Here is a 23,769-nt window from a genome sequence, read left to right as displayed (position 1 = left end):
CGATCAAGCTCATCCGGTCCCGCGAGGAAGATATCCGGCGCGACTTCTATCGGTCGGCCACGCTGCAGGTCGTCAGGGCCGGCCTCGGCGGCGACGGCAAGCTCGTGGCGTGGGAGAACACGCTGGTGGCCTCCCATCCCGGCAAGCGGTGGGGGCCGGACTTCGTCGACAAGAAGGGCCTCGACCAGTTCGCGCTGAACGGCGCTGACCACGTCTACGACGTCCCCAACCAGACCGTGCGGGCGGTGCCGGTGGAGACCGGCATCTCGGTCGGCTACGTGCGGGCGGTCGCGCCCAACTACACGTTCTTCGCCGTCGAGACGTTCGTGGACGAGCTGGCCAATCTCAACAAGGTCGATCCCGTGAAGTATCGTCTCGACATGCTCGCCGGCGCCCCCCGCCTCGCCAACGTGCTGAAGATCGTGGCGGAGCGCGCGGGCATCGGCAAGACGCAGCTCCCGGCCAATACCGGCATCGGGGTGGCCTGCGTGTCCGCGCAGGAGAAGAAGACGCCCACCTGGACCGCCACCGCGATCCAGGCCAAGGTCGATCCCGCAACCGGCAACGTCAAGGTCGAGAAGATCATCTGTGCGGTGGACTGCGGCATCGTCGTCAACCCGGACGGCGTGCGCTCCCAGGTGGAGGGATCGCTCCTCTTCGGCCTTTCCAACGCGACCAAGGAGAAGGGCACCGTCGCCAAGGGCGCGCTGGAGCAGAAGAACTTCGACACGTACCAGGTCCTGCGGATGAACGAGGTGCCCGACGTGGTCGAGGTGCACGTCGTCCAGAGCAGCGAGTATCCCACCGGCGTGGGGGAGCCCGGCGCGACCACCATCGGGCCGGCGCTCTCCAACGCCATCTTCGCCGCCACCGGCGCGAGAGTTCGGCAGATGCCGATACAGCCCGACCGCGTCCTCCAGGCCATCAAGCAGAAGGCCTGACCGAAGCCCCCCGGGGGCGGGGCCGCCAGAACAGAGGCGGTTCCGCCCCCATTGCGGTAGGGTAGGGGTATGCGGGACGCGGCGGGGGCCACCCTGCTCGTCGTGGACGACGAGCCAGAGATGCGCTCGCTCCTAGAGGATATCTTCACGGCCGAAGGCATGCGCGTCGTCAGCGTCGCCGACGGCTCCGAAGCGGTGGAGGCCTATCGCCGCGAGCACCCCGCGGTGGTGCTGCTGGATCTCATGATGCCGCAGAAGGGGGGCCTCGAGGCCCTCCCCGAGATCCGGCAGGTCGATCCGCTCGCCTGCGTCATCATCCTCACCGCCTTCGTCGAGATCCCCAAGGCCGTCCAGGCCATGCGCCTCGGGGCCTACGACTACCTCACCAAGCCCTTCGTGAAGGACGAGCTGGCCCTCACCGTGCAGCGCGCCCTCGAGCATCGCCGTCTCGTCGCGCGCGTGGAGGAGCTGGAGACCCAGACGGGTCCGGTGGGATCGCTTCGGGCGCTCATGGGGCCGAGCGCGGCGGTCTCCAAGGTGATCGCCACGGGACTCGAGGCCGCGGCGGCCAGCGGCCACGTGGTCATCGAGGGCGAGCCCGGCACCGGCAAGGAGCTGATCGCGCGGGTCATTCACCAGCAGAGCGCCCGCCACGATCGTCCGTTCGTCACCCTCGACTGCGCCGCGGTGGCGGAGTCCTCGGTGGAGACCGAGCTATTCGGCTACGAGAGGGGCGCCGTGCCGGGAGCCGACCGCAGCCGCGACGGCCAGCTCCAGCGCGCGGACCGCGGCACGCTCTTCCTCGACGACGTGGCCGCACTGCCCGCGGCGATCCAGTCGCGCCTCTTCCGCGCGCTCCGCGAGCGGCGGGTGCAGCCGGTGGGCGGAACGCGCGCGGTCCCGATCGACGTGCGCGTGATCGCCGCGTCCCGCGCGCCCGTCGACCACGAGGTGCGGGCGGGGCGGCTTCGTCAGGATCTCGTCCAGCTCCTCGCCGAGAGCCGCGTCCCGGTGCCGCCGCTGCGGGAGCGCCGCGAGGACATCATGGCGCTCGCCAACCGCTTCGCCGAGGAGATGGCGATGGAGCGCGGCCGGCCTCTCCGCGCGATCTCCGAGGCGGCGTGGCAGCTTCTGCTCGCCCACGCGTGGCCCGGCAATGCCCGCGAGCTGCGCGACGTCATCCGGCGCGCAGTGCTGCGCTGCGACGACATCGTGGAGCCTGACCATCTCTGGCCGCGCGGGCGCAAGCCCGACGCGCCCGCGCCGCGCCACGCGCCGGGCGGGCTCTCGCTGCGCGAGCTCGCCGACCTGGGCGCCGCGGAGGCGGAGCAGCAGGCGATCCGCGAGGCGCTGCGCGCGAGCCGCGGCAACAAGAGCGCGGCGGCGCGCCTGCTCAAGACCGACTACAAGACCCTCCACGTGAAGATGCGGCAGTACGCCATTTCCGGCGAGGAGTTCCGCCCCGCTTGACAACGCTCCCACACCGTGGGAGTTTCCCCCAACACTCGTCTTCTGACGCACGTTCTGTCCGCTCCGTTCGCTCGGTCCGCTCCGGGAATGTCTCGCGAGGCTCGCTACTCGCCGCACCGGATCAGGAAGGAGAGCCAGGATGTCGACACAGAACCCGAAAGGTACTCACAATGCACTAAGCCGCCGGCACTTCCTTCGCCGCGCGGGCGGAACTGCCGTGGGCTTGGGCGCGCTCGCGCTCAGCCGCCCTATCTCCAAGGCGTCAGCACAAGCAACATCCCCCTATCCGGAGTGGATTCCGGCGAGCACGAAGCCTCCCAAGCGCGGCGGCACGCTGACCCGTGCGTCGGCCTGGGATCCGCCCGTGCTCGATCCGCGGCTGACCCAGTCGGTCGGTCTGTACCAGTTCGCCGGGCTGACCAGCAATCGGCTCGTCCGCTACGCTTTCCCCGACGAGGCCAGCGGCGCCGGCGACATGAGCCTGAAGGGCGATCTCGCCGAGTCCTGGTCGGCGAGCCCTGATCACCGCGTGTGGACCTTCAAACTGCGTCAGGGGGTGAAGTGGCAGAACGTGGCCCCCTTGAACGGCCGCGAGCTCACGTCCGCGGACATCAAGTACTGCTTCGAGGCATACGCCAAGGAAGGCGTGCAGACGTTCAACTTCAAGGAGATCGAGGGCATCGAGACGCCTGACAAGTACACGGTGCGCCTGCACATGCAGACGCCCAACGTGTTCGTGGCCCACGCCCTCGCGGAGCCCATTTCGATAGTCTTCGCGCGCGAGGTGCTCGAGGAGGATGGCGACCTCAAGAAGCGCCTCATCGGAACTGGGCCCTTCGTCCTGAAAGAGCACACACGCAAGGTGAGGGCCGTGCTGCAGCGCAACCCCGACTACTGGGACAAGGGTCGTCCATATCTGGACGAGTACATCATCCTCATGACACCGGACGACGCCACCCGCAAGGCCGCCTTCCGTGCCGGACAGGCTGACTTCGTCTGGATGGCCAGCCCCTCCGAGGTGGAAGCGATTCGCAAGACGAACCCGGGCGCCGTGGTTCAGGCCTATCACAATTCTGCGGTGTTCTTCGGTCTGGCCATGTCGCAGGACAAGCCGCCGTTCAATGATGTCCGGGTGCGCCGCGCCCTCTCCATGGCGATCGACCGCCAGAAGCAGGTGGATACGGTATTCGAGGGCCACGGCATCCTTGGTTGGGGGGTGCCCTACATCTACTATCAGGACAAGGCACCGACGGCGGCTCAGTTCGGCCCGTGGTGGCAGTACAAGCCGGCGGAGGCGAAGAAGCTCCTCGCCGAGGCCGGGCATCCCAACGGGTTCTCGACGACTCTCTTCTACTACGAGTATTGGCCGCAGATGACGTCGCAGGTGCAGCTCGTGCAGGCGGAGCTCAAGAAGAACCTGAACATCGACGTCAAGATCACCAAGCTCGACTACACGACGTACTACGGCCGCTATGTGGAATCTAAGTGGGAGGGGCTGTGTTGGGGTTTCCAGTCGGGCCATGCCGTCGGCGTCGACGAGCGGACCTACCAGTACATGCACTCCAAGTCGACCAAGAACTTCTTCCGGGTGAACGACCCGCAGATCGACGAGCTGACCGTCAAGCTGCGCCAGACTCCGGATCCCAAGGAACAGCGGGTGATCACCAAGAAGATCGTGGACCGCGAGTTCGATCAGGTGGCGCGGCTTTGGATGCCATATGACAACGGCTTCATCGTGGCCCAGCCGCAAGTGCGCAACCTCGCGTCGATCGCGCTGCGCCGCACCGACAGCTACGGATCGCCGCACATCGCGCGGACTTGGCTCGACAAGTAGGGCGAGGAGCGGAGACGACGCGGTCCCATGTACAAATACGTGCTACGGCGGCTGCTGCTCGCCGTGCCCGTGCTGTTACTGTCCTCGCTCATCGTGTTCGGCCTCATGCGCGTCATGCCCGGCGACGCCCTCACCGTGCTCATGGGGGAGTCGGGTAACATCGGGGAAAAGGAGCTCGCGAAGGTCCGTAAGGATCTCCGCCTCGATCTCCCGTACTACCAGCAGTACGGCCTCTGGCTCTGGCAGATGGTGAGCCTCCGGCCGGGCGACTCACTGCTGACGGGCGAGCCCATCGCGGTGAGCTTGGGCAAGGCCATTCCCGTCACCCTCGAGCTGACCGCGCTCGCCATGATCCTCGGGGTTGTCATCGCGGTACCCCTCGGCGTGATCTCGGCCACCCGCCAGGACTCCATCTCGGACTATGCCGGCCGGATGGTCGCGGTGACAGGCCTGTCGTTCCCGGATTTCTGGCTTGGCACCCTCGTCATCACGTTCGCGGCGATCTGGTTCCACTGGATCCCGCCCATCGGGTATGCGAGCCTCTGGGACTCGCCGTGGCGGAACCTCCAGCAATTCCTGCTTCCCGCGGCGGTGCTGGGCTACCGCCTCTCCGCCGCGACCATGCGGATGACACGCTCCACCGTGCTGGAGGTGCTCCGCGAGGACTACGTGCGCACCGCGTGGGCCAAGGGACTGGCCGGCCGCATCGTGGTATACAAGCACGCGCTCAAGAACGCGCTGATCCCGGTGGTGACGGTGATCGGCGGGCAGCTCGGCGTGCTGCTCGCGGGCGCAGTGGTGATCGAGACCATCTTCGCGCTGCCCGGCATGGGCCGCCTCACCGTGGAAGCCATCCTCTACCGCGATTACCCGGTGGTGCAGACCAACGTGATGCTGGTGGCGGGCGCGCTGGTCGCCCTCAATCTCGTGGTGGACCTGACCTACGCGTGGCTGGATCCCCGCATCCGCTACCAGTGAGCCCGAGGCCCGCCCGTGAACGGTGAGCGCTCCGCCGCCTCGGCCGCCGCCATGGCCACGCCGGCGCTCGCGCTCCTCGAAGCGCCGGCCTCGATCGGACGCACGCGGGCGCTCTGGACGGTCCTGCGGCGCAAGCCGCTGGGGGCCGCCTCCGCCGCCCTCATCGTGTTCCTCGTCCTCACCGCGCTCTTCGCCAACGTGCTCGCGCCCTACGATCCCCTGGAGACGCATCCGGAGATCCGCCTCGCGCCGCCCAGCCGCGCGCACCTCTTCGGCACCGACGATATCGGCCGCGACGTGCTGAGCCGCATCATCCACGGCAGCCGCATCTCGCTGTGGGTCGGGCTGCTCGCGGTGGGCATCGGGACGGTGGCCGGCATGATCATCGGGCTCATGTCGGGCTACTGGGAGGGACGGGTGGACCTCGTCCTCCAACGGGTGATGGACGCGGTGCAGGCGATTCCCGGCCTCGTCCTGGCGCTGGCCATCGTGTCCGTGCTGACCCCGAACACGACCAACGCAATGATCGCGATCGCCATCGTGATCATCCCCGGCAACTCGCGCATCGTGCGGGGGGCGGTGCTCTCCGCCAAGCAGAACCGCTACGTCGAGGCGGCGCAGGCCCTCGGCTGCCAGCACCTCGCCATCCTGACCCGCCACATCTTGCCCAACGTCACCGCGCCCATTCTCATCATTGCCTCCATCTGGCTCGGCAATGCCATCCTCATCGAGGCCACGCTGTCCTTCCTGGGCCTCGGAACGCAGCCGCCCATCCCATCCTGGGGACTCATGCTCAGCAGCACCGGGAGGGCGTTCATGGAGCAGGCGCCGTGGCTGGCCATCTTTCCGGGGCTGGCCATCAGCCTCGCTGTGCTCGCGTTCAACCTCTTCGGGGACACCCTGCGTGACGCCTGGGACCCGAAGCTCCGACGTCAAGGCTAGCCTGCGCGCGTGTGATACGCTCCCGGCGTGAGCCGGACCTCCCATTCCGCGGAGAGGAGATCGACCATGGTCCGACTGCTCTGCCTCCTCCTGTGCGTCTCGGCCGCGACGGCCCCCGCCGCCGCGCTCGCCCAGGCGCCACCCGTGAAGGTGGGCCTCTTCCTGCCGTACACCGGCGTCCTCTCGGTGCAGGGCACGGACGTCACCAACGGGATGGAGCTCTACCTCAAGAAGATCGGCGGCCGCGCGGGCGGGCGCGAGATCCAGCTCCTCAAGGAGGACGACGAGGCCAAGCCCGACGTGGGGATCACCAAGGTCAAGAAGCTGGTGGAGCGGGACCGCGCCGACTTCCTGGTCGGGCCGGTGTCGAGCGTGGTCGCCCTCGCGGTTCGCAACTACGTCCACGAGCAGGCCACGCCGCTGGTGGTGCCGGTGGCATTCACCCGTGTGCTCACCTCGCCCCAGCAGGCCTCCCCCAGCATCTTCCGCCTCGCCGAGACCACCGACCAGTCGAACTATCCGATGGGCGCGTGGATGATCAAGCACACGAAGTATCGCAAGGTCATCGTGATGGCCACCGACTTCGTGGCGGGACGACACGCCGTGGAGGCCTTCATGGCGGGCTTCAAGGCGGCCGGCGGGGAGATCGTGAAGGAGATCTACGCGCCACTCAACACGCCGGACTTCGCGCCGTATCTGGCCCAGGCGGGCTCCCTCCAGGCCGACGCGGTGTACGCCTGGTTCGCGGGCGCCGACGCCATCCGCTTCGTGAAACAGTACAAGGAGTACGGCCTCGCCGCGCGCATGCCCCTCACCGGGCACGGCGTGCTCACCGATGACACCGTCCTCCCCGCCATCGGCGACGCCGCGCTCGGCATCCTCACCATGCACGGTTACAGCGCGGCGGTCGACAATCCGGAGAACCGCGCGTTTGTGCGCGACTACGAGGCCGCCTACAAGGTGTGGCCCAGCCGCTACAGCGAGGGCGGGTGGGACACCGCCATGCTGATCGCGGAGGCGCTCGAGAGCCTCAAGGGCGATCTCTCCAATCGCGACCGCGTGCGCGAAGCCTTGCGCACGGCCCTGCCCAAGCTCAAGCTCCCGCGCGGCAGTGTGCAGTTCGACGCCTATCGGCAGGTGATCGCGCCCATCCTGGTCACGCGCACCGAGAAACAGGGGAGCCGCATCGTGAACGCGGTGGTCGACCGGATCCCCTCGGTGTCGCAGGAGTCGACCTGGGGCTGGTGGAACAAGTAGTGCCGGGCGCCGCCTCCGGCGCGCCCGCGTCTGACCCCCGCGGAACGTCGCCGGGCGCATGAGCTTCTACGTCATCCAGATCCTCAACGGCGTGTCGTTCGGCATGCTGCTATTCTTGCTCGCCGCCGGCCTCTCGCTGATCTACGGGCTCATGCGCATCCTGAACCTCGCCCACGGCTCCTACTATGTGCTCGGCGCCTACACCGCGCTGTCGGTGGCGCGCGCGACCGAGAGCCTGCTCCTCGCCGCGCTCGCGGGCGTGGCGGTGGTGACGGCGGTGGGCGTCTTCATGGAGCGTGTGCTCCTGCGCCGCGTGCCACGGGCGGAGCTGCCGCAGGCGCTGCTCACCTTCGGCATGCTCCTGATCCTCGGCGACCTCTGCCTCTGGTACTGGGGCGGGACGCCGCAGACCTTGCCGCGGCCGGACGCCCTCTCGGGCGCGGTGCAGGTAGGGACGTTCTTCTTTCCTGCCTACCGGCTCTTCGTGATCGGCGTGGGCGCCACGGTGGGCGTGGCCCTGTGGCTCCTCCAGGAGCACACCCGGCTGGGGGCCATGATCCGTGCCGCCATCGACGACGCGGAGATCGCGCGCACCACTGGCATCAACGTCTCCGTCCTCTCGACGGTGGTCTTCGCCCTGGGCGCCGCGCTCGCCGCGCTGGGCGGCATCATCGGCGGGCCCATGCTCGGTGTGTACCCCGGCGCGGACTTCGAGATCCTGCTCCTGGCCTTCGTGGTCGTGATCATCGGCGGGCTCGGGAGCCTCAAGGGCGCCTTCGTGGGCGCGCTCCTCGTGGGCCTGCTCGACACCTTCGGCAAGGCGCGCTTCCCCGAGCTCGCGATGTTCACGATCTTCGCGCCGATGGCCCTGATCCTCGCCGTGCGTCCGACCGGCCTCTTCGGCGCGCGATGATCGTGCGCGCGGGCGCGGCGGTGGGGGCGCTGGCGGTACTGCCCCTCGCGCTGTCGAGCTATCAGGTCGATCTCCTCACCAAGATGCTGATCTTTGCCATCTTCGCCATGGGCCTGAACCTCTCGCTGGGCTACGCGGGCCTGCCCTCCCTGGGGCACGCCGCCTACTTCGGGGTGGGCGCCTACACCGTGGGGCTCCTCGCCGTGCGCGTCTGGAACAACTTCTGGGTAGACATGGCCTGCGGCCTCGCCGCCGCGGCGGTGGCGGCGGCGCTGTTCGGGCTGCTCGCCCTCCGTGCCGAGGGCTCGTATCTGCTCATGATCACGCTGGCCCTGGCCCAGGTGCTGTGGGGCATCGCCTTCGGCTGGCGCCGGCTCACCGGCGGCGACGATGGCCTGCCCGGCATCCCGCGGCCGGCGGAGGGCCTGCCCGTGAGCCTGGCCGACGGGCGACGCTTCTACTACCTGGTGCTGATCTGCTTCGTGGCCAGCATGGCCGCGCTCGCGCTGGTGACGCGCTCGCCGTTCGGGCGCGCGCTCGTGGGCATTCGCGAGAGCGCCCGCCGCATGGAGGTGCTCGGCTACGACACGTGGCGCTACAAGTACGTGGCGTTCGTGCTGGCCGGGCTCTTCGCGGGTCTCGCCGGCAATCTCTTCGTCTACTACAACGGCTTCGTGAGCCCCGCATACCTCTCCATCGTCTTCTCCGCCGCGGCGCTCATCATGGTGATCCTGGGGGGGGCTGGCACCCTGCTCGGCCCGGTCCTGGGCAGCGCCGTCATCGTCTATCTCGAGAACGCGGTGAGCGCCTACACGCAGCGATGGCTGCTCGTCCTGGGCCTGGTCTACGTGGCGGTGACGCTCTTCGTCCCCGAAGGCCTGGTGGGCCTCCTGCGGCGGCGGAAGGCCCAGGCGGCATGAGCGCGCTCGAGGTCCTGGGGCTCGGCCACGACTTCGGTGGCCTGCGCGCGCTTGACGACGTCACACTCGACGTGCGGCCGGGCGAGCGCCTCGTCATCCTCGGGCCGAACGGGGCGGGCAAGACGACCCTGTTCAACGCCATTACCGGTCTCCTTCGCCCCGCGCGCGGGCGCATCCGTCTCCACGGCGAAGACGTGACGCGGCTGGGTCCTCACGCGCGCGCCCAGCGAGGGCTCGGGCGGACCTTCCAGATCACCACGCTGTTCCCGAATCTCAGCGTGCTCGACAGCGTGCTGCTGGCGGTGCAGGGGGCCGACCCCGCGCGCTTCGCCCTGCTCCGCCCGCAGACCGCGTTCCCCCATCTCCGCGCCCGCGCGCTCGCCCTCCTCACGGAATGGGGCCTTGCGGAGCGGCGCGACGTAACCACCCGCCTCCTCTCCTACGGCGAGCAGCGGCAAGTCGAGCTGATCCTCGCGCTCGCCGCGGGCTCGCGTGTGCTGCTCCTCGACGAGCCGACGGCCGGGCTCTCGCCCGCGGAGACCGCGCAGGTGGCGGCGACCATCCGCCGCCTGCCCCGCGATCTCACCCTGCTCTTCATCGAGCACGACATGGACGTGGCGCTCGATCTCGCCGACCGCGTGCTCGTGCTACATCACGGGCGAGTGCTGGCCGGCGGCACGCCCGACGAGATCCGCAAGGATCCGCGCGTGGCCGAGATCTATCTCGGCACCCCGCATGCTTGAGCTGGACGATCTCGAGGTCGCCTACGGCGACTCGCGCATCATCCAGGGCGTCTCGCTGCGTGTGGGCGAGGGCGAGATCGTGGCGCTGCTCGGCCGGAACGGCGTGGGCAAGACCACGCTGATCCGCGCCATCTGCGGCCTCACGCCCGCCCGATCCGGAGTCGTGCGCTACCGGCAGGAAGACATCACGCGCCTCCCCGCCCACTCCATCGCCGCTCGCGGCATCCGTCTCGTGCCGCAGGGGCGGCGGCTCTTCCCCTCGCTCGAGGTGCGCGAGCATCTCCACGTCGGGGCGCGCCCGGGTGCGCGCGGCTGGGACGCGCTGCGCGTGCTGGGCCTCTTCCCGCGTCTCCGCGAGCGGCTCCGCCACCGCGGCGGCAAGCTCTCCGGCGGCGAGCAGAGCATGCTCGCCACCGGGCGCGCGCTGGTGGGGAATCCCGACCTCCTGCTGATGGACGAGCCCTCCGAAGGACTGGCCCCGGTGCTCGTGCGGGATATGGCGCGGGTGTTGGGCGAGCTCAGAGCCGCGGGCGCGTCGATCCTCCTGGTGGAGCAGAACCTCGCGTTCGCGCTGGCCGTGGCCGACCGTGTCTATCTCATGAGCAAGGGGCGCATCGTCCACGAGGGCCCGACCGACGCGCTCGCGCGGGACGAGGCGACCAAGGCGCGCTGGCTGGGCGTCTAGCGCGCTACGGCGTGGGTAGGCCGACCGGCGCGAAGCCGAAGCGCTCCAGCGTCGCCTGGCCGCCGGTGGAGAGGATGTAGAGCATCAGGCCCGCGGCATACGGCCGCGCGCCCTTCAGGAGCGCGATCCCATACTCCGGCCCCACGCGAAGCGACTCGGGCAGCGCGGTCACCGTGAGCCCCGCGACCTGCCGGTCCAGCCGGCCCCGGGCGGAGCAATAGGCGAGAAAGACGTCCACGGTGCGCTCGTTGAGGGCCGCGGCGACCGGATCCTGACCGGCGGGCACCGGCAGGCCTCCGCCGATGAGGATGCGCGCCTTGCCGGTCAGCACGGCCTCGCTGCCCGCCTTCACCGCTTCCGCCTTCTTGAACAGCTGGGCCGTGTAGTCGCCCAGCGGGTCCGCGTTCGGCGCCGCGGTGCCGAGCTTGATCATCGGGTCGAGCAGGCCATCGAGCAGGCCGGCGGTGGTGAGGCTCGTGCGGGCGGTGGAGAACGCGCAGACGGTGTTGCGCGCGAACACGGCGACCGCGACCGCGTGGCCCTGTCGCTCGAGCCGCAGCGGATGGCCCATGTCCGCGGAGGCGAAGAGGTCGACCTTCTCGCGGGCCTCGATGCGCTCGCGCATCATGCCTGACGGGCCGAACTCCATGCGCACCGGCGGGCCGCCGCGCTGCTGGAAGTCTCGGCCGATCTGGGTCATGGCTTCGCGGAGGCTGCCCGCGCCGTAGAGCACGACCTCGTCGGCGGCGGCGACGGGACCGGCGGTCGCCGCGAGCAGCGTGAAGGCCGCCATGACGAGGCCGCCGAGCCGCCGCACCGGCGTGGGCATGACGACGATGATACGCTAGCTCGTGGCGGGGTGGGTCACCCACCTCGCGCCGTTCGCTGGACGATCACGAGGGCCCGTCCCCGGGACGGGCAAGGAAGGAGACGGCAGTCATGCGCAGCAGCCATGATCAGAAGTTCTACATCGATGGTGCCTGGGTCGATCCCGTGGAGCCGCGCACGCTGGATGTCATCAATCCCGCGACCGAGGAGCCGGTGGCCACGATCAGCCTAGGCTCCGCCAAGGACGTGGATCGCGCGGTGAGGGCGGCGCGGGCCGCGTTTCCCGCCTACTCGCGCACGTCGAAGGCGGAGCGCCTGGCGCTGCTCCAACGCATCATCGACGCCTACAAGGCGCGCTACGACGACATCGCCAAGGCCATCTCCCTCGAGATGGGCGCGCCGGCCTGGCTCGCCACCAAGGCCCAGGCGGCCACCGGCCTCGGGCATCTGAACCAGATGATGACCGTGCTCAAGGACTACGAGTTCGAGAAGCTCGAGGGGCGCACGATGATCATCCGCGAGCCCATCGGCGTCTGCGGCTTCATCACCCCGTGGAACTGGCCCATCAACCAGATCATGTGCAAGGTGGCGCCCGCGCTGGCCGCCGGCTGCACCATGGTGCTCAAGCCCAGCGAGATCGCGCCGCTCAACGCGATCGTGTTTGCCGAGGTGCTCGACGCCGCCGGCGTGCCCAAGGGCGTGTTCAACCTCGTCAACGGCGACGGGCCCACCGTGGGCCAGGCCATCGCGTCGCACCCCGGCGTTGATCTCGTGTCCTTCACGGGCTCCACCCGCGCCGGCATCCTCGTGGCGAAGGCGGCGGCGGACACCGTGAAGCGCGTGCACCAAGAGCTGGGCGGGAAGTCGGCCAACATCATCCTCCCTGATGCCGACCTCAAGAAGGCGGTGAGCGAGGGCGTGAAGAGCTGCTTCCGCAACAGCGGGCAGTCGTGCAACGCGCCCACGCGCATGTTCGTGCCCGCCGACCAGCACGCGGACGCAGTGAAGGTGGCGCGCGAGACGGCGGAGACGGTCAAGGTCGGGCCGCCTGACGGCAGCGACACCATCATCGGGCCCGTGGTCAGCGAGACCCAGTTCAACAAGATCCAGCGCCTCATCGAGGCCGGGGTGAAGGAGGGCGCGACCCTCGTCACCGGCGGGCCGGGTCGGCCCGAGGGCTTCCAGAAGGGCTACTACGTCAAGCCGACCGTGTTCGCCGACGTGAAGCCCGAGATGACCATCGCCCGGGAAGAGATCTTCGGTCCCGTGCTCTCGATCCTGCCGTACCAGACGGAAGAGCAGGTGGTGGAGCTGGCCAACGACACCGTGTACGGCCTCGCCGGCTACGTGCAGTCCGGCGATCTCGCGCATGCGCGCCGCGTGGCTTCGGAGCTGCGGGCCGGACAGATCGCGCTCAACGGCGCGCCGGGTGACATGGCCGCGCCCTTCGGCGGCTACAAGCAGTCCGGCAACGGCCGCGAGTGGGGCAAGTACGGTTTCGAGGAGTTCCTGGAGATCAAGGCCGTGATGGGTTACCAGCAGGGCTAGCCCGCGCCCTTCACGTCGCCGCGCCGGCGGTCTCCCACGGGTCCGCCGGCGCGGCGGTCTTTCTGCCAACATGCTCGGCCGAGCAGTTTGAACCGCCGGGGGCCGCTGCGTACCATACGCGCCATGTCCCTCCTGCGACGGTTCGCCGTCTCGCTCGTCTTGGTGGTCCTCACCGCCACCGCTGCGCTTGCCCAGGAAGTCACCCTATCCGTCGCCATCAGCCTGAAGGACGCCGTCGAGGACCTGGGCCGCCAGTTCGCGGCCGGCCGGCCGGGCGTGACCCTACGCTACAACTTCGGCGCCTCCGGCGATCTGCAAAAGCAGATCGAGGCGGGCGCGCCCGTCGACCTCTTCCTCTCGGCGGCTACGCGACAGATGGACGAGCTGGAGAAGCAGAACCTGATCGTCGTCTCCAGCCGCAAAGCCTTCGCTCGGAACGTGCTCGCCGTGGTCAAGCCGACCGATTCCAAGGTCGACGTCGTGAAGGCGGAGGATCTCCTCGGGGCGCGCGTCACTCGCGTGGTGATCGGCCAGCCGAAGACCGTGCCCGCGGGCCAGTACGCGGAGGAGAGCCTGCGCAAGATGGGGCTCTGGGACCGGCTCCAGTCCAAGCTGGTGTTCTCGGAGAACGTGCGTCAGGCGCTGGACTACGTGGCGCGCGGCGAGGTGGATGCGGGATTCGTCTACACCACCGACACGGCGTCGCGGGCCCAGGGGGTGAAGGAAGCCTTCCGGCCGCCGGAGGACACCTATCGCCCGGTGGTCTATCCTGGCGCGGTGGTGGCGGCCGCGAAGCAGCCGGCGCTCGCCCAGGCTTATCTCGACCTCCTGGCGAGCCGGCAGGGGCAGGCCGTGCTCGCCAAGTACGGCTTCCAGCCTCCGCCCGCGGGCGCTCGCTAGCCCGCCGAGCCGCGCTCCTGCACGACGCCGCGCTCGCCCCCGGCCCCGGCGTTCGCTGGCTCGGCGCCCAGCGTGACGTGTTGAAGGTCGGTGTGCCGCTGGCCGGCCGGGCGCAGGGTTAGGGGGAGGCTAGGGCAGGCGCGCGATGTAGGGGAGGTTCCGGTGACGCTCGCCCGCGTCCAGGCCGTAGCCCACCACGAAGGCGTCGGCGATCTCGCGCCCGACGTAGTCGAGCTTGATCTCCACCGGCCGCGTCCGCTGCTTGACGAGGAGCGCGCACACGCGGATGGATGCGGGCTGGCGGGTCTCGAAGTTCCGCAGGAGGTAGGACAGGCTGAGCCCGCTCGCGCAGACCCCCTCGACCACGATCACGTCCTTGCCCTCGATAGGATCGTCCAGATCCTTGCGGATGCGGACAACGCCGGACCGGCTGGCCTCTGCGTAGGGCACGATCGAGATGAAGTCGAGCGAGGCGGGCAGATCGATGGCCCGGATCAGATCGGCCACGAACACCGCCGCCCCCTTGAGCACGCCCACGAGGTGCGGCTTCTTGCCGGCATAGTCCGCGGTGATCTGGGCGCCGAGGCGCGTGACCTCGGCGCGAATCGCGTCGGGATCGAGCAGCATCTCGCCCACGCCGTCCGTGGGCGTGACCATCACGCGAACCGTGTGTCCCGGACGAACTGACGCGAGGCCTCGATCACCGTCGGCTCCACGAGCCCCACCCGCGCCAGCTCGTCGAAGCACTGGGTGATGGTGAGCACGGCGTGAAGCGTGTAGCCCCGGGCGGCCAGCCGCCCGGCGCCGCCCTGCTCGCGGTCGATCAGGATCACGAGATCCTTCACCACGAGTCCGGCCTCCTCCAGGGGCTCGATCGCCTCGAACTTGCTGGCGCCGTCCGTGATGATGTCGTCGATCACTACCACGCGCTCGCCCGGCGCGAATGTGCCCTCGATGCGCTTGCGGGTGCCGTGGCCCTTCTCCTCTCGGCGCGGATACACGAGGGGGAAGCCGCCGGCCAGGCTCGCCGCCACCGCCAGGGGCAGGCCGGCGTAGGGGATGCCCGCGATCCGATCCACCTTGCAGTGGCCCACCGCCTCGGCGAGGAGCGCGCCGATGCGTGAGAGTACGTCCGGGTGCGAAACGACGACGCGGAGATCGACGTAGAACGGCGAGCGGATGCCGGACTTCAGCGTGAATTCGCCGAAGCGGAGGGCGCCGATCTCGAACAGGCGCTGGATGAGGTCGCGATGGGTGACGGTCGGGCTCACGCGCGTCCCTCGGCGGCCATCTCCGCAAAGATCGCCTCGGCGGCGCGCGCCGGCTCGGGCGCGCCCGTGATGGGGCGACCCACCACGAGGAAATGCGCGCCCGCGCGCGCGGCGGCCCCGGGGGTGGCCACGCGCACCTGATCCCCCAGCTCGGCGCCCGCCGGCCGCACGCCGGGCGTCACGATCACCCAGTCGCGCCCGAGGCCGTTGCGGATGGACGCGATCTCCTGCGGCGACGCCACGCAGCCGTCCAGCCCCGCCTCGCGGGCGAGGTCACAGAGCCGCAGCACGTGGCCCTCTACCGAGGCGGCCACGCCCAGCTCGCGCTGTAGCGCTGCGCGATCCAGGCTCGTGAGCACCGTGACTGCGATGGCCAGCGGCCGGCGCACCTTGAGCTCGCGCGCCGCCGCGGCGGCCCCGTCCGCGGCGGCCTTCATCATGGTGCGGCCGCCCGAGGCGTGCACGTTGAACATGAGCACGCCCATGCGCGCGGCCTCGCGCGCCGCGCCCGCCACCGTGTTGGGGATGTCGTGGAACTTCAGATCGAGGAACACCTCGGCGCCGCGCTTTTGCACAGCGTCCACCGCGGCCGGCCCGGCGGCGGTGAAGAGCTGATTGCCCACCTTGTAGCGGGTGACCACGCCGTCGAGGCGGTCCATCATCGCCTCGGCGGCGGAGAGGCTCTCGACGTCGAGGGCGACGAAGACCCGGTCTCTAGCTTCGCGCGGCGGCATGGTACTCCTGCAGGCTCTGGACGGCGATCTCGCCCTTGAGCAAGGCCTCGATGCCGCCGATGGCCGCCTGGGCGCCGTCCACAGTCGTGTAGTAGGGGATGTTGAGCATGACCGCGGTGCGGCGGAGGACGGACGAGTCCTTCCGCGCGCGGCCGTCCTCGGGCGTGTTGAAGACGAGCGCGATCTCGCCGCGCTTCATGAGATCCACGATGTTGGGGCGATAGCCCTCGCCCACCTTGTGCACGGGCTCCACTGTCATGCCCTGGAGCGCGAGGAGCTTGGCGGTGCCCGCGGTGGCGACCAAGGTGAAGCCCATCTCGACCAGGCGGCGGGCGATGCCCATGGCCGCGCGCTTGTCGCGATTCTTCACCGAGACGAACACCTTCCCAGATGTAGGGAGCGGGGAACCCGCGGCGAGCTGGGACTTCACGTACGCCTTGCGGAAGTCGCGGTCGATGCCCATGACCTCGCCGGTGGACTTCATCTCGGGGCCCAGGACCACGTCGGTGCCGGGAAACTTCACGAACGGGAACACCGCCTCCTTGATGGCGATGTGCTCGGGCTCGCGCTCCTCGGCGAAGCCCAGGTCGGTGAGGCGGCGTCCCAGCATGATCTTGGTGGCGAGCTTGGCCAGGGGCACGCCGATGGCCTTCGAGACGAACGGCACGGTGCGGGAGGCGCGCGGGTTCACCTCGAGCACGTAGACCGTCTCGTTCTTGATGGCGAACTGGATGTTCAGGAGCCCGATCACGCCCAGCTCGAGGGCGAGGGCCCGCGTCTGGCGCTTGATCGTGGCGATCTGGTCGTCGCCCAGAGAGTAGGGGGGCAGCGCGCAGGCCGAGTCGCCGGAGTGGATGCCGGCCTTCTCCACGTGCTCCATGACCCCGCCCACAACCACGCGTTCACCGTCGCTGATCGCATCCACGTCGATCTCGAGCGCGTCCTCGAGGAACTTGTCCACGAGGATCGGATGCTCGGGGCTCACGCGCACGGCCTCCGTCATGTAGGTGCGGAGGTCGTCGGCGTCGTAGACGATCTGCATGGCGCGTCCCCCCAGCACGTACGAGGGGCGCACCAGGGCGGGGTAGCCGATGTTGGCGGCGATCGTCGCCGCCTCGTCGTAGGAGCGGGCGGTGGCGCCGGGGGCCTGGGCCAGCCCGAGCTTCTCGAGCAGCGCCGCGAAGCGCTTGCGGTCCTCGGCGCGGTCGATGGCGTCGGACGGCGTGCCGAGGATGGGCACGCCGGCGCGCTGCAGCGGGACTACCAGCTTCAAGGGTGTTTGTCCCCCGAACTGCACGATGACCCCACGGGGCTTCTCGCGCTCCACGATGTTCATCACGTCCTCGAAAGTGAGGGGCTCGAAATAGAGCCGGTCGGACGTGTCGTAGTCGGTGGAGACGGTTTCGGGGTTGCAGTTGACCATGATCGCCTCGACCCCGACCTCCTTCAGCGCGAAGGCGGCGTGGACGCAGGCGTAGTCGAACTCGATGCCCTGGCCGATGCGGTTGGGCCCGCTGCCCAGGATCACCACCTTGTCCCGCGCGGTCGGCGGCGCTTCGTCCTCCTCCTCGTAGGTCGAGTAGAGGTAGGGCGTATGGGCCTCGAACTCCGCCGCGCAGGTGTCGACCATCTTGTACACGGGGCGGATGCCCGCGAGGAGCCGCGCCTGGCGCGCTTCGTCCTCGGTGCTGCCGGTGAGCTGGGCGATGCGCCGGTCGGAGAAGCCCATCTGCTTGGCCCGGCGCAGGGTGCCCGCGTCGCCCAGGCCGGCGTCCGTGATCCGGAGCTCCAGCTCCACGACCTCGCGCATGTTGTCGAGGAACCACGGATCGATGCCGGACAGGGCGTGCAGCTCCTCCGTGCCCAGGCCGCGCCGATACGCCTCGGCGATCGCGAAGCAGCGCTCGGCGTTGGGGATGCGGATCTTCTGGCGGAGGGCCTCGAGATCGGGGATGGGGCGCTCGAGGGTGAGGCCCCAGCGGTCCTGCTCGAGCGAGCGCACGGCCTTGCCCAGCGCCTCCTTGAACGTGCGCCCGATGGCCATGACCTCCCCCACCGACTTCATCTGGGTGGTGAGGGTCTCGTCCGACTCGGGGAACTTCTCGAACGCCCAGCGCGGGAACTTGACCACGCAGTAGTCGATGGCGGGCTCGAAGCAGGCCGGTGTCTCCCGCGTAATGTCGTTCCGGAGCTCGTCCAGGGTGTAGCCCACCGCCAGCTTGGCCGCGATCTTCGCAATGGGGAAGCCGGTGGCCTTGGAGGCCAGCGCGGAGGAGCGCGAGACGCGCGGGTTCATCTCGATCACGACCATGCGGCCGTCGGCCGGGTTCACCCCGAACTGAATGTTGGAGCCGCCCGTCTCGACGCCGATCTCGCGGATGATCGCGAGGGCGGCGTCGCGCATCCGCTGATATTCCTTGTCGGTCAAGGTCTGGGCGGGCGCCACGGTGATGGAGTCGCCGGTGTGCACGCCCATCGGGTCGAAGTTTTCGATCGAGCAGATGATGACGACGTTGTCGGCGAGGTCGCGCATGACCTCGAGCTCGTACTCCTTCCAGCCGATCACCGACTCCTCGACGAGCACTTGCTGCACCGGGCTCTGCTGGAGGCCCCACTTGACCGCCGCCTCCAGCTCCTCGGGGTGATAGGCGATCGATCCGCCGGTGCCGCCCAGGGTGAAGGACGGGCGGATGATCAGCGGGAAATCCATCTTCCGCTCGCGCATGCCGCGCAGGGCGTCCTCCGGGGTCTTCGCGTAGAAGCCCGCCGGCATCTCGAGCCCGATGCGGGCCATGGCCGCGCCGAACAGGTTCCGGTCCTCGGCGGTTTTGATCGCAGGGATCTTGGCGCCGATCAGCTCGACGCCGTGGCGCTCGAGCGTGCCGTCCTCGGCCAGCGCCACCGCGAGGTTCAGCGCGGTCTGCCCCCCGACCGTGGGCAGGAGCGCGTCCGGGCGCTCCCGCGCGATGACGCGCGCCACGAACTCCGGGGTGAGCGGCTCCACGTACGTGCGGTCCGCCATTTCGGGATCCGTCATGATCGTCGCGGGATTCGAGTTGACGAGGATGACCTCGAAGCCCTCTTCCCGCAGGGCCTTGCAGGCCTGGGTCCCCGAGTAGTCGAACTCGCAGGCCTGGCCGATGACGATCGGCCCCGACCCGATCAGGAGGATCCTCTTGATGTCGGTGCGCTTGGGCACGCGGCGCTCTTAGTCCTGGACGAGCCCGTAGATAATGGAGATCTCGGGTGCGGCCTCCTCGCGCTTGTAGAGTACGTCGTCCAGGCGGCCGGCGCCCACCCAGGCCACCTCGCCAGCGCCCCAGAGCTTCTCGCCGAGCACGCTCATGCGCTTCTCGACCCGCTCGCGCACGGCGTGGGCTTCCATGGTGGCATCACTCTCGGTCGTGAAGCTGGTCCACTCGGGCTTCTGCCCGGCTTCCTCGGTCTTGCGGTACGAGATCAAATACTTGGGCACGGAGCAGGACCTCCTTCCATCAGCGTGACGAACCGATCGAACAGGTAGTCCGCGTCATGCGGTCCCGGCGACGCTTCCGGGTGGTACTGGACGGAGAACACCGGCAGCTCGCGGTGGCACATGCCTTCTGACGTCCCGTCGTTGAGATTGACATGGCTCTCGATGAAGCCGGCCGCGGCCACGGACGCGGGATCCACCGCGAAGCCGTGATTCTGCGAGGTGATCTCCACGCGCCCGGTGCTCAGCTCCTTGACCGGGTGATTGGCGCCGTGGTGCCCGAACTTGAGCTTGTAGGTGCGCCCGCCGGCGGCGAGGCCGAGAATCTGATTGCCCAGGCAGATGCCGAAGATCGGCACCTTGCCGATGAGGTGCCGTACCGTGCCGACGAGATACGCCACCGCCTCGGGATCGCCGGGCCCATTGGAGAGGAAGACGCCGTGGGGCTTCCGTTCCAGCACCGCTTCCACCGGCGTGTGGGCCGGCACCACGTCCAGCGCGCAGCCCAGCGTGGCCAGCCGCCGTAGGATGTTGCTCTTGATCCCGGAGTCGAATGCCACCACACGGAACCGGGAGTTCGCCGGCGGCCGGTAGCCCCTCTTGATGTCCCAGTCCCCCTCGCTCCACCCGTGCGGCACGGCTACCGTGACCTCGCTCACGAGATCGCGCCCGGTGAGGCCGGGGAGCGCGCGCGCCCGGTCCGCCAGCCGCCGCGCGTCCGTCTCCACGGTGGAGATGATGCCTTCCTGCGCGCCGCGGTCGCGCAGATGCCGCGTGAGCGCGCGGGTGTCGATGCCCTGTATCCCCACGATGTCGTGCTCGCGCATGTAGGCGTCGAGCGTCATGCGCCCCCGCCAGTTCGAGGGATAGGGGCAGGCCTCCTTCACGATGAAGCCGCCCAGCCACGGCCGCCGCGACTCCACGTCCTCCGGGTTGATGCCGTAGTTGCCGATCAGGGGATAGGTCATGCAGACGAGCTGGCCGCGATAGGACGGATCGGTGAGGATCTCCTGATAGCCCGACATGGCGGTGTTGAACACGACCTCGCCATGCGCCTCGCCGCCGGCGCCGCAGGACTCGCCGCGGAACGCGCGGCCGTCGGCCAGGACCAGTAGCGCGGGCGAGCTCACGCGGCGCCTCCGGGAATCGTCAGGGGATAGCTCGGCAGCGCGGGCTTGCCGCCGACCAGGGCCAGCACCGGCGCGCCCGTGCCCGACCAACCCGCGAACGGGGTGTTCTTGCTGCGCGAGAGCAGATGCCGCGGCTCCACCGTCCACGCGTGCTCGAGATCGAGCACCGTGATATCCGCCGGCGCGCCCACCGAGAGCCGACCGCCCGGGAGGTTCAGCAGGCGCGCGGGTCCCGAGGTGAAACGCGCGACCAGCGTCGGGAGGTCGAGCCGGCCCTGGCGCACCAGGCGGTCGAGCAGGACGGGCACCGCCGTCTCGAGCCCGACCACGCCGTTGGCGGCCTCGGCGAACTCGCCCTCCTTGTCGGAGAGGGCGTGGGGCGCGTGATCGGTGGCCACGCAGTCGATGGTCCCGTCGGTCAGCGCCTCCAGGCAGGCCTCGAGGTCGCGCTTGCCGCGGAGCGGCGGCGCCATCTTGGTGTTGACATCGTAGTCACGCACCGCTCCGTCGGTCATCACCAGGTGATGCGGCGTCACCTCGGCGGTCACCCGGATGCCCCGCGCGCGGGCCTCCCGTACCATGCGGACGGCGCCCGCCGTGGAGATGTGGGCGATGTGCACGTGCGCCCCCGTCAGCTCGGCGAGGAGGATGTCGCGCGCCACCATCACGTCCTCCGCGGCGGCGGGCTGACCGGCCAGGCCCAGCTCGGTCGACACGAGCCCCTCGTTCATCACGCCCCGGTGGGCGAGGTGGCAGTCTTCCGCGTGGCTGATGATGGGCACGCCGAAGGGCAGGGCGTACTCCATGGCGCGCCGGTACACTTCCGCGTTCATGACGCATTTGCCGTCGTCGGAGAAGGCCACGCAGCCCGCCTCGGCCTGCTCGCCCATCTCGGCCAGCTCATCCCCCTTGAGCCCGCGCGTGACCGCGCCGATCGGGTAGACGCGCACGCTGCCCTCCACGCGGGCCTTGGCGAGGATGTAGTCGGTGACGGCGCGATTGTCGTTCACTGGGAAGGTGTTGGCCATGCAGGCCACCGCGGTGAAGCCGCCCGCCGCAGCCGAGCGCGTGCCCGTGGCGATGGTCTCCTTGTACTCGAAGCCCGGCTCCCGGAGATGCACGTGGATGTCGATGAAGCCGGGGCAGACCACCTTGCCCGCGGCGTCCACGACGGCCGCGCCCGCCGGCGCCTTGAGCCCTGCGGCCACCTTGGCGATCTTGCCGTCGGCCACCAGCACGTCCTGGACGGCGTCCACCCCGTTCCAGGGATCGATCACGCGCCCGCCCTTGATGAGGAGGCTCATGCGCCCTTGCTCCCCGCGAGCAGGTAGAGCACCGCCATGTGCACCGCCACGCCGTTGGTCACCTGATCGAGGATCACCGAGTAGGGCCCATCCGCCACCTCGGGGGAGAGCTCCACGCCGCGGTTCACCGGCCCCGGGTGCATGATCAGCACGTCCGAGCGGCAGTGCTTGAGCTTGTCGGGCGACAGGCCCCACACGCGCGAGTACTCGCGGAGCGATGGAATGAAGCCCGCCGTCATGCGCTCGTGCTGGAGGCGCAGCATCATGATGACGTCGGTGTGGGCGATCGCCTCCTCCAGGCGATGGCTCACCTTCACGCCCAGCTCCTGACAGGCGGCGGGGATCAAGGTGGGCGGGCCCGCCACCGTCACCGTGATGCCCATCTTTTTCATGCCGTGGATGTCCGAGCGCGCCACGCGGCTATGCGTCACGTCGCCCACGATCGTGACGTTGAGGCCTTCCAGATGACCCTTCTTCTCCCGAATGGTCAGGAGGTCGAGCAGGGCCTGCGTGGGATGCTCGTGGGCGCCGTCGCCCGCGTTGACCACCGCGCAGCGGAGGTTCCGGGCCAGCATGGCCGGCGCGCCGGACGCCTTGTGCCGGACGACCACCACGTCGGGGCTCATCGCCTCGATGTTCTTGGCGGTGTCGAGCAGGCTCTCGCCCTTCTCCGCGCTGGAGCCCGAGGCGGAGAAGTTGATGACGTCGGCGGAGAGCCACTTGCCGGCGATCTCGAACGACGTCCGCGTGCGGGTGGAAGCCTCGTAGAAGAGATTGACCACGGTCTTACCCCGAAGAGTCGGCACCTTCTTGATCTCGCGGGTGGCGATCTCCTTCATGGACTCCGCCGTGTCCAGCACGTCGCGGATCTCGGCCGCCTCGAGGTCCTGCATGCTCAAGAGGTCCTTGCGCTTCCAGGTCATTGGCTAGCCCTCTCCTCGCTCCGCTCGGGGGGACTTTCCATGTTCACTCGCCTCGCCTTTCGGCTGCGGCTCGCCCTCCTCGGACGGCTCCTGGATGACGACACGGTCCGTGCCGTCGTGCTCGCGCAGGAGCACGGCGACGGTTTCCCGGCGACTGGTGGGCAGGTTCTTGCCGATGTAGTCGGGACGGATGGGCAGCTCGCGGTGGCCGCGGTCGACCAGCACAGCCAGGCGGATGACCCGCGGCCGGCCGAGATCCATCAGGGCGTCCAGGGCGGCGCGGATGGTGCGGCCGGTGAAGAGCACGTCGTCGACCAGCACCACCGTGCGCCCCTTGATGGGGAAGGGGATCTCGGTGCCGCGCACGACCGGCTGCTCGGCCTTGAGCCCGAGGTCGTCGCGGTAGAGCGTGATGTCCAGCGCCCCGACCGCGGGCTTCTGCCCCCCCTCGATGGCCGCGATCTTGCCAGCGATGCGCTGGCCGAGGGTGACGCCGCGCGTCTTGATGCCGACCAGCGCGATGTCCTTCGCGCCGCCGGCCTGCTCGACGATTTCGTGGGCGATGCGGGTGAGCGCCCGGTCCAGCGCGCCCTCGTCCAGCACCTGCGCCTTCTCCCGGTACGCCACGCTCACCGAGAGTCCCCTCTCTGAGGGTCCGTGCGATGGGGGAGAGCGGGGGCCATGTCGGGGCCCCCGCTGATGGAGAATCCGGGGGCCATTTCTAGGCCCCCGCTGACGGTGAATCCGGGGGCCATGTCGGGGTCCCCGCTGATAGTGATCCGGAAAAAGGAAAAGGCCCCACTCAGGGGCCCTAGGGTCCAGCCAATCGTCTTCTGGTCTAGCATGGCCTCTCCTTGCCGACCTCTCAGGGCCGGATTAAAGGAGCGAATGAACCTTCCTCACCATAACGTCGAGAGCGGGGGCTGTCAACACCGAAGTACGAATTTCACCTCACCTTGACGACGTCGTCGGGCTT

The 23,769-nt window shown here is 69.3% G+C and carries 22 protein-coding genes; 12 read left to right on the top strand and 10 right to left on the bottom strand.

The genetic code is table 11. From position 1 onward, the window contains the following. From VFX14_25660 to VFX14_25615, 10 genes are all read left to right on the top strand, one after another. A partial coding sequence (locus tag VFX14_25660; protein HEU5193086.1) for a molybdopterin cofactor-binding domain-containing protein occupies nucleotides 1-941 on the top strand: 941 nt, incomplete at its 5' end. 69 nt (nucleotides 942-1,010) lie between these two features. Beyond that, nucleotides 1,011-2,411: a sigma-54 dependent transcriptional regulator gene (locus VFX14_25655; protein ID HEU5193085.1), complete on the top strand. Its 1,401-nt coding sequence runs from the start codon at nucleotides 1,011-1,013 to the stop codon at nucleotides 2,409-2,411. Between the two features lie 364 nt (nucleotides 2,412-2,775). Continuing rightward, a complete protein-coding gene (locus VFX14_25650) occupies nucleotides 2,776-4,245 on the top strand; it encodes an ABC transporter substrate-binding protein (protein HEU5193084.1) in 1,470 nt (489 codons plus the stop codon). A 27-nt stretch (nucleotides 4,246-4,272) separates the two neighbouring features. Then, nucleotides 4,273-5,223: an ABC transporter permease gene (locus VFX14_25645; GenBank protein ID HEU5193083.1), complete on the top strand. Its 951-nt coding sequence runs from the start codon at nucleotides 4,273-4,275 to the stop codon at nucleotides 5,221-5,223. Between the two features lie 15 nt (nucleotides 5,224-5,238). After that, nucleotides 5,239-6,165: an ABC transporter permease gene (locus VFX14_25640; protein HEU5193082.1), complete on the top strand. Its 927-nt coding sequence runs from the start codon at nucleotides 5,239-5,241 to the stop codon at nucleotides 6,163-6,165. A gap of 66 nt (nucleotides 6,166-6,231) precedes the next feature. After that, a complete protein-coding gene (locus tag VFX14_25635; GenBank protein HEU5193081.1) occupies nucleotides 6,232-7,422 on the top strand; it encodes a penicillin-binding protein activator in 1,191 nt (396 codons plus the stop codon). Nucleotides 7,423-7,480: 58 nt separating this feature from the next. Further along, on the top strand, nucleotides 7,481-8,335 hold the full coding sequence (locus VFX14_25630) for a branched-chain amino acid ABC transporter permease (GenBank protein ID HEU5193080.1): 855 nt from the start codon (nucleotides 7,481-7,483) through the stop codon (nucleotides 8,333-8,335). Continuing rightward, a complete protein-coding gene (locus tag VFX14_25625; protein ID HEU5193079.1) occupies nucleotides 8,332-9,255 on the top strand; it encodes a branched-chain amino acid ABC transporter permease in 924 nt (307 codons plus the stop codon). The genes VFX14_25630 and VFX14_25625 overlap by 4 nt, the downstream gene beginning before the upstream one ends. Further along, nucleotides 9,252-9,998: an ABC transporter ATP-binding protein gene (locus VFX14_25620; GenBank protein ID HEU5193078.1), complete on the top strand. Its 747-nt coding sequence runs from the start codon at nucleotides 9,252-9,254 to the stop codon at nucleotides 9,996-9,998. Before VFX14_25625 ends, VFX14_25620 begins: the two co-directional genes overlap by 4 nt. Next, a complete protein-coding gene (locus tag VFX14_25615; protein ID HEU5193077.1) occupies nucleotides 9,991-10,683 on the top strand; it encodes an ABC transporter ATP-binding protein in 693 nt (230 codons plus the stop codon). The genes VFX14_25620 and VFX14_25615 overlap by 8 nt, the downstream gene beginning before the upstream one ends. A 4-nt stretch (nucleotides 10,684-10,687) precedes the next feature. Here VFX14_25615 and VFX14_25610 read toward each other — a convergent pair whose 3' ends face one another. Continuing rightward, on the bottom strand, nucleotides 10,688-11,512 hold the full coding sequence (locus VFX14_25610) for a substrate-binding domain-containing protein (protein HEU5193076.1): 825 nt from the start codon (nucleotides 11,510-11,512) through the stop codon (nucleotides 10,688-10,690). 110 nt (nucleotides 11,513-11,622) lie between these two features. On the opposite strand from VFX14_25610, the gene VFX14_25605 reads away from it, so the two are divergent. Beyond that, complete coding sequence (locus tag VFX14_25605) at nucleotides 11,623-13,059, top strand: aldehyde dehydrogenase family protein (GenBank protein ID HEU5193075.1); 1,437 nt, start codon at nucleotides 11,623-11,625, stop codon at nucleotides 13,057-13,059. Between the two features lie 123 nt (nucleotides 13,060-13,182). After that, nucleotides 13,183-13,959, top strand: coding sequence for a molybdate ABC transporter substrate-binding protein (gene modA, locus VFX14_25600; protein HEU5193074.1), 777 nt, complete (start codon nucleotides 13,183-13,185; stop codon nucleotides 13,957-13,959). Between the two features lie 129 nt (nucleotides 13,960-14,088). Here the strand turns inward: modA and hpt are convergent, their stop codons facing one another. Genes hpt through pyrR form a run of 9 tightly spaced genes read right to left on the bottom strand, consistent with a single transcriptional unit; the run spans nucleotide 14,089 to nucleotide 23,420 of the window. Continuing rightward, a complete protein-coding gene (gene hpt / locus VFX14_25595; protein ID HEU5193073.1) occupies nucleotides 14,089-14,616 on the bottom strand; it encodes a hypoxanthine phosphoribosyltransferase in 528 nt (175 codons plus the stop codon). Next, complete coding sequence (gene pyrE / locus VFX14_25590; protein HEU5193072.1) at nucleotides 14,616-15,230, bottom strand: orotate phosphoribosyltransferase; 615 nt, start codon at nucleotides 15,228-15,230, stop codon at nucleotides 14,616-14,618. The genes hpt and pyrE overlap by 1 nt, the downstream gene beginning before the upstream one ends. Beyond that, entirely contained in the window at nucleotides 15,227-15,964 is a 738-nt protein-coding gene (gene pyrF / locus VFX14_25585) for an orotidine-5'-phosphate decarboxylase (protein HEU5193071.1), read from the bottom strand. Before pyrF ends, pyrE begins: the two co-directional genes overlap by 4 nt. Next, nucleotides 15,945-19,163: a carbamoyl-phosphate synthase large subunit gene (carB, locus tag VFX14_25580; GenBank protein ID HEU5193070.1), complete on the bottom strand. Its 3,219-nt coding sequence runs from the start codon at nucleotides 19,161-19,163 to the stop codon at nucleotides 15,945-15,947. The genes pyrF and carB overlap by 20 nt, the downstream gene beginning before the upstream one ends. A gap of 9 nt (nucleotides 19,164-19,172) precedes the next feature. After that, complete coding sequence (locus tag VFX14_25575) at nucleotides 19,173-19,439, bottom strand: hypothetical protein (protein ID HEU5193069.1); 267 nt, start codon at nucleotides 19,437-19,439, stop codon at nucleotides 19,173-19,175. After that, entirely contained in the window at nucleotides 19,424-20,566 is a 1,143-nt protein-coding gene (gene carA, locus VFX14_25570; protein HEU5193068.1) for a glutamine-hydrolyzing carbamoyl-phosphate synthase small subunit, read from the bottom strand. The genes VFX14_25575 and carA overlap by 16 nt, the downstream gene beginning before the upstream one ends. Beyond that, nucleotides 20,563-21,870: a dihydroorotase gene (locus tag VFX14_25565; protein ID HEU5193067.1), complete on the bottom strand. Its 1,308-nt coding sequence runs from the start codon at nucleotides 21,868-21,870 to the stop codon at nucleotides 20,563-20,565. Before VFX14_25565 ends, carA begins: the two co-directional genes overlap by 4 nt. Further along, nucleotides 21,867-22,793, bottom strand: a complete 927-nt coding sequence (locus tag VFX14_25560) for an aspartate carbamoyltransferase catalytic subunit (protein HEU5193066.1) — start codon at nucleotides 22,791-22,793, stop codon at nucleotides 21,867-21,869. The genes VFX14_25565 and VFX14_25560 overlap by 4 nt, the downstream gene beginning before the upstream one ends. A 3-nt stretch (nucleotides 22,794-22,796) precedes the next feature. After that, a complete protein-coding gene (gene pyrR, locus VFX14_25555) occupies nucleotides 22,797-23,420 on the bottom strand; it encodes a bifunctional pyr operon transcriptional regulator/uracil phosphoribosyltransferase PyrR (protein HEU5193065.1) in 624 nt (207 codons plus the stop codon). Nucleotides 23,421-23,769 lie beyond the last annotated feature (349 nt).

It is taken from the genome of Candidatus Methylomirabilota bacterium, assembly GCA_035764725.1.
Classification (GTDB): Bacteria; Methylomirabilota; Methylomirabilia; order Rokubacteriales; family CSP1-6; genus DASRWT01.
Note: the sequence above shows the minus strand (reverse complement) of the source record. Positions and strands in the feature narration are given on the sequence as shown.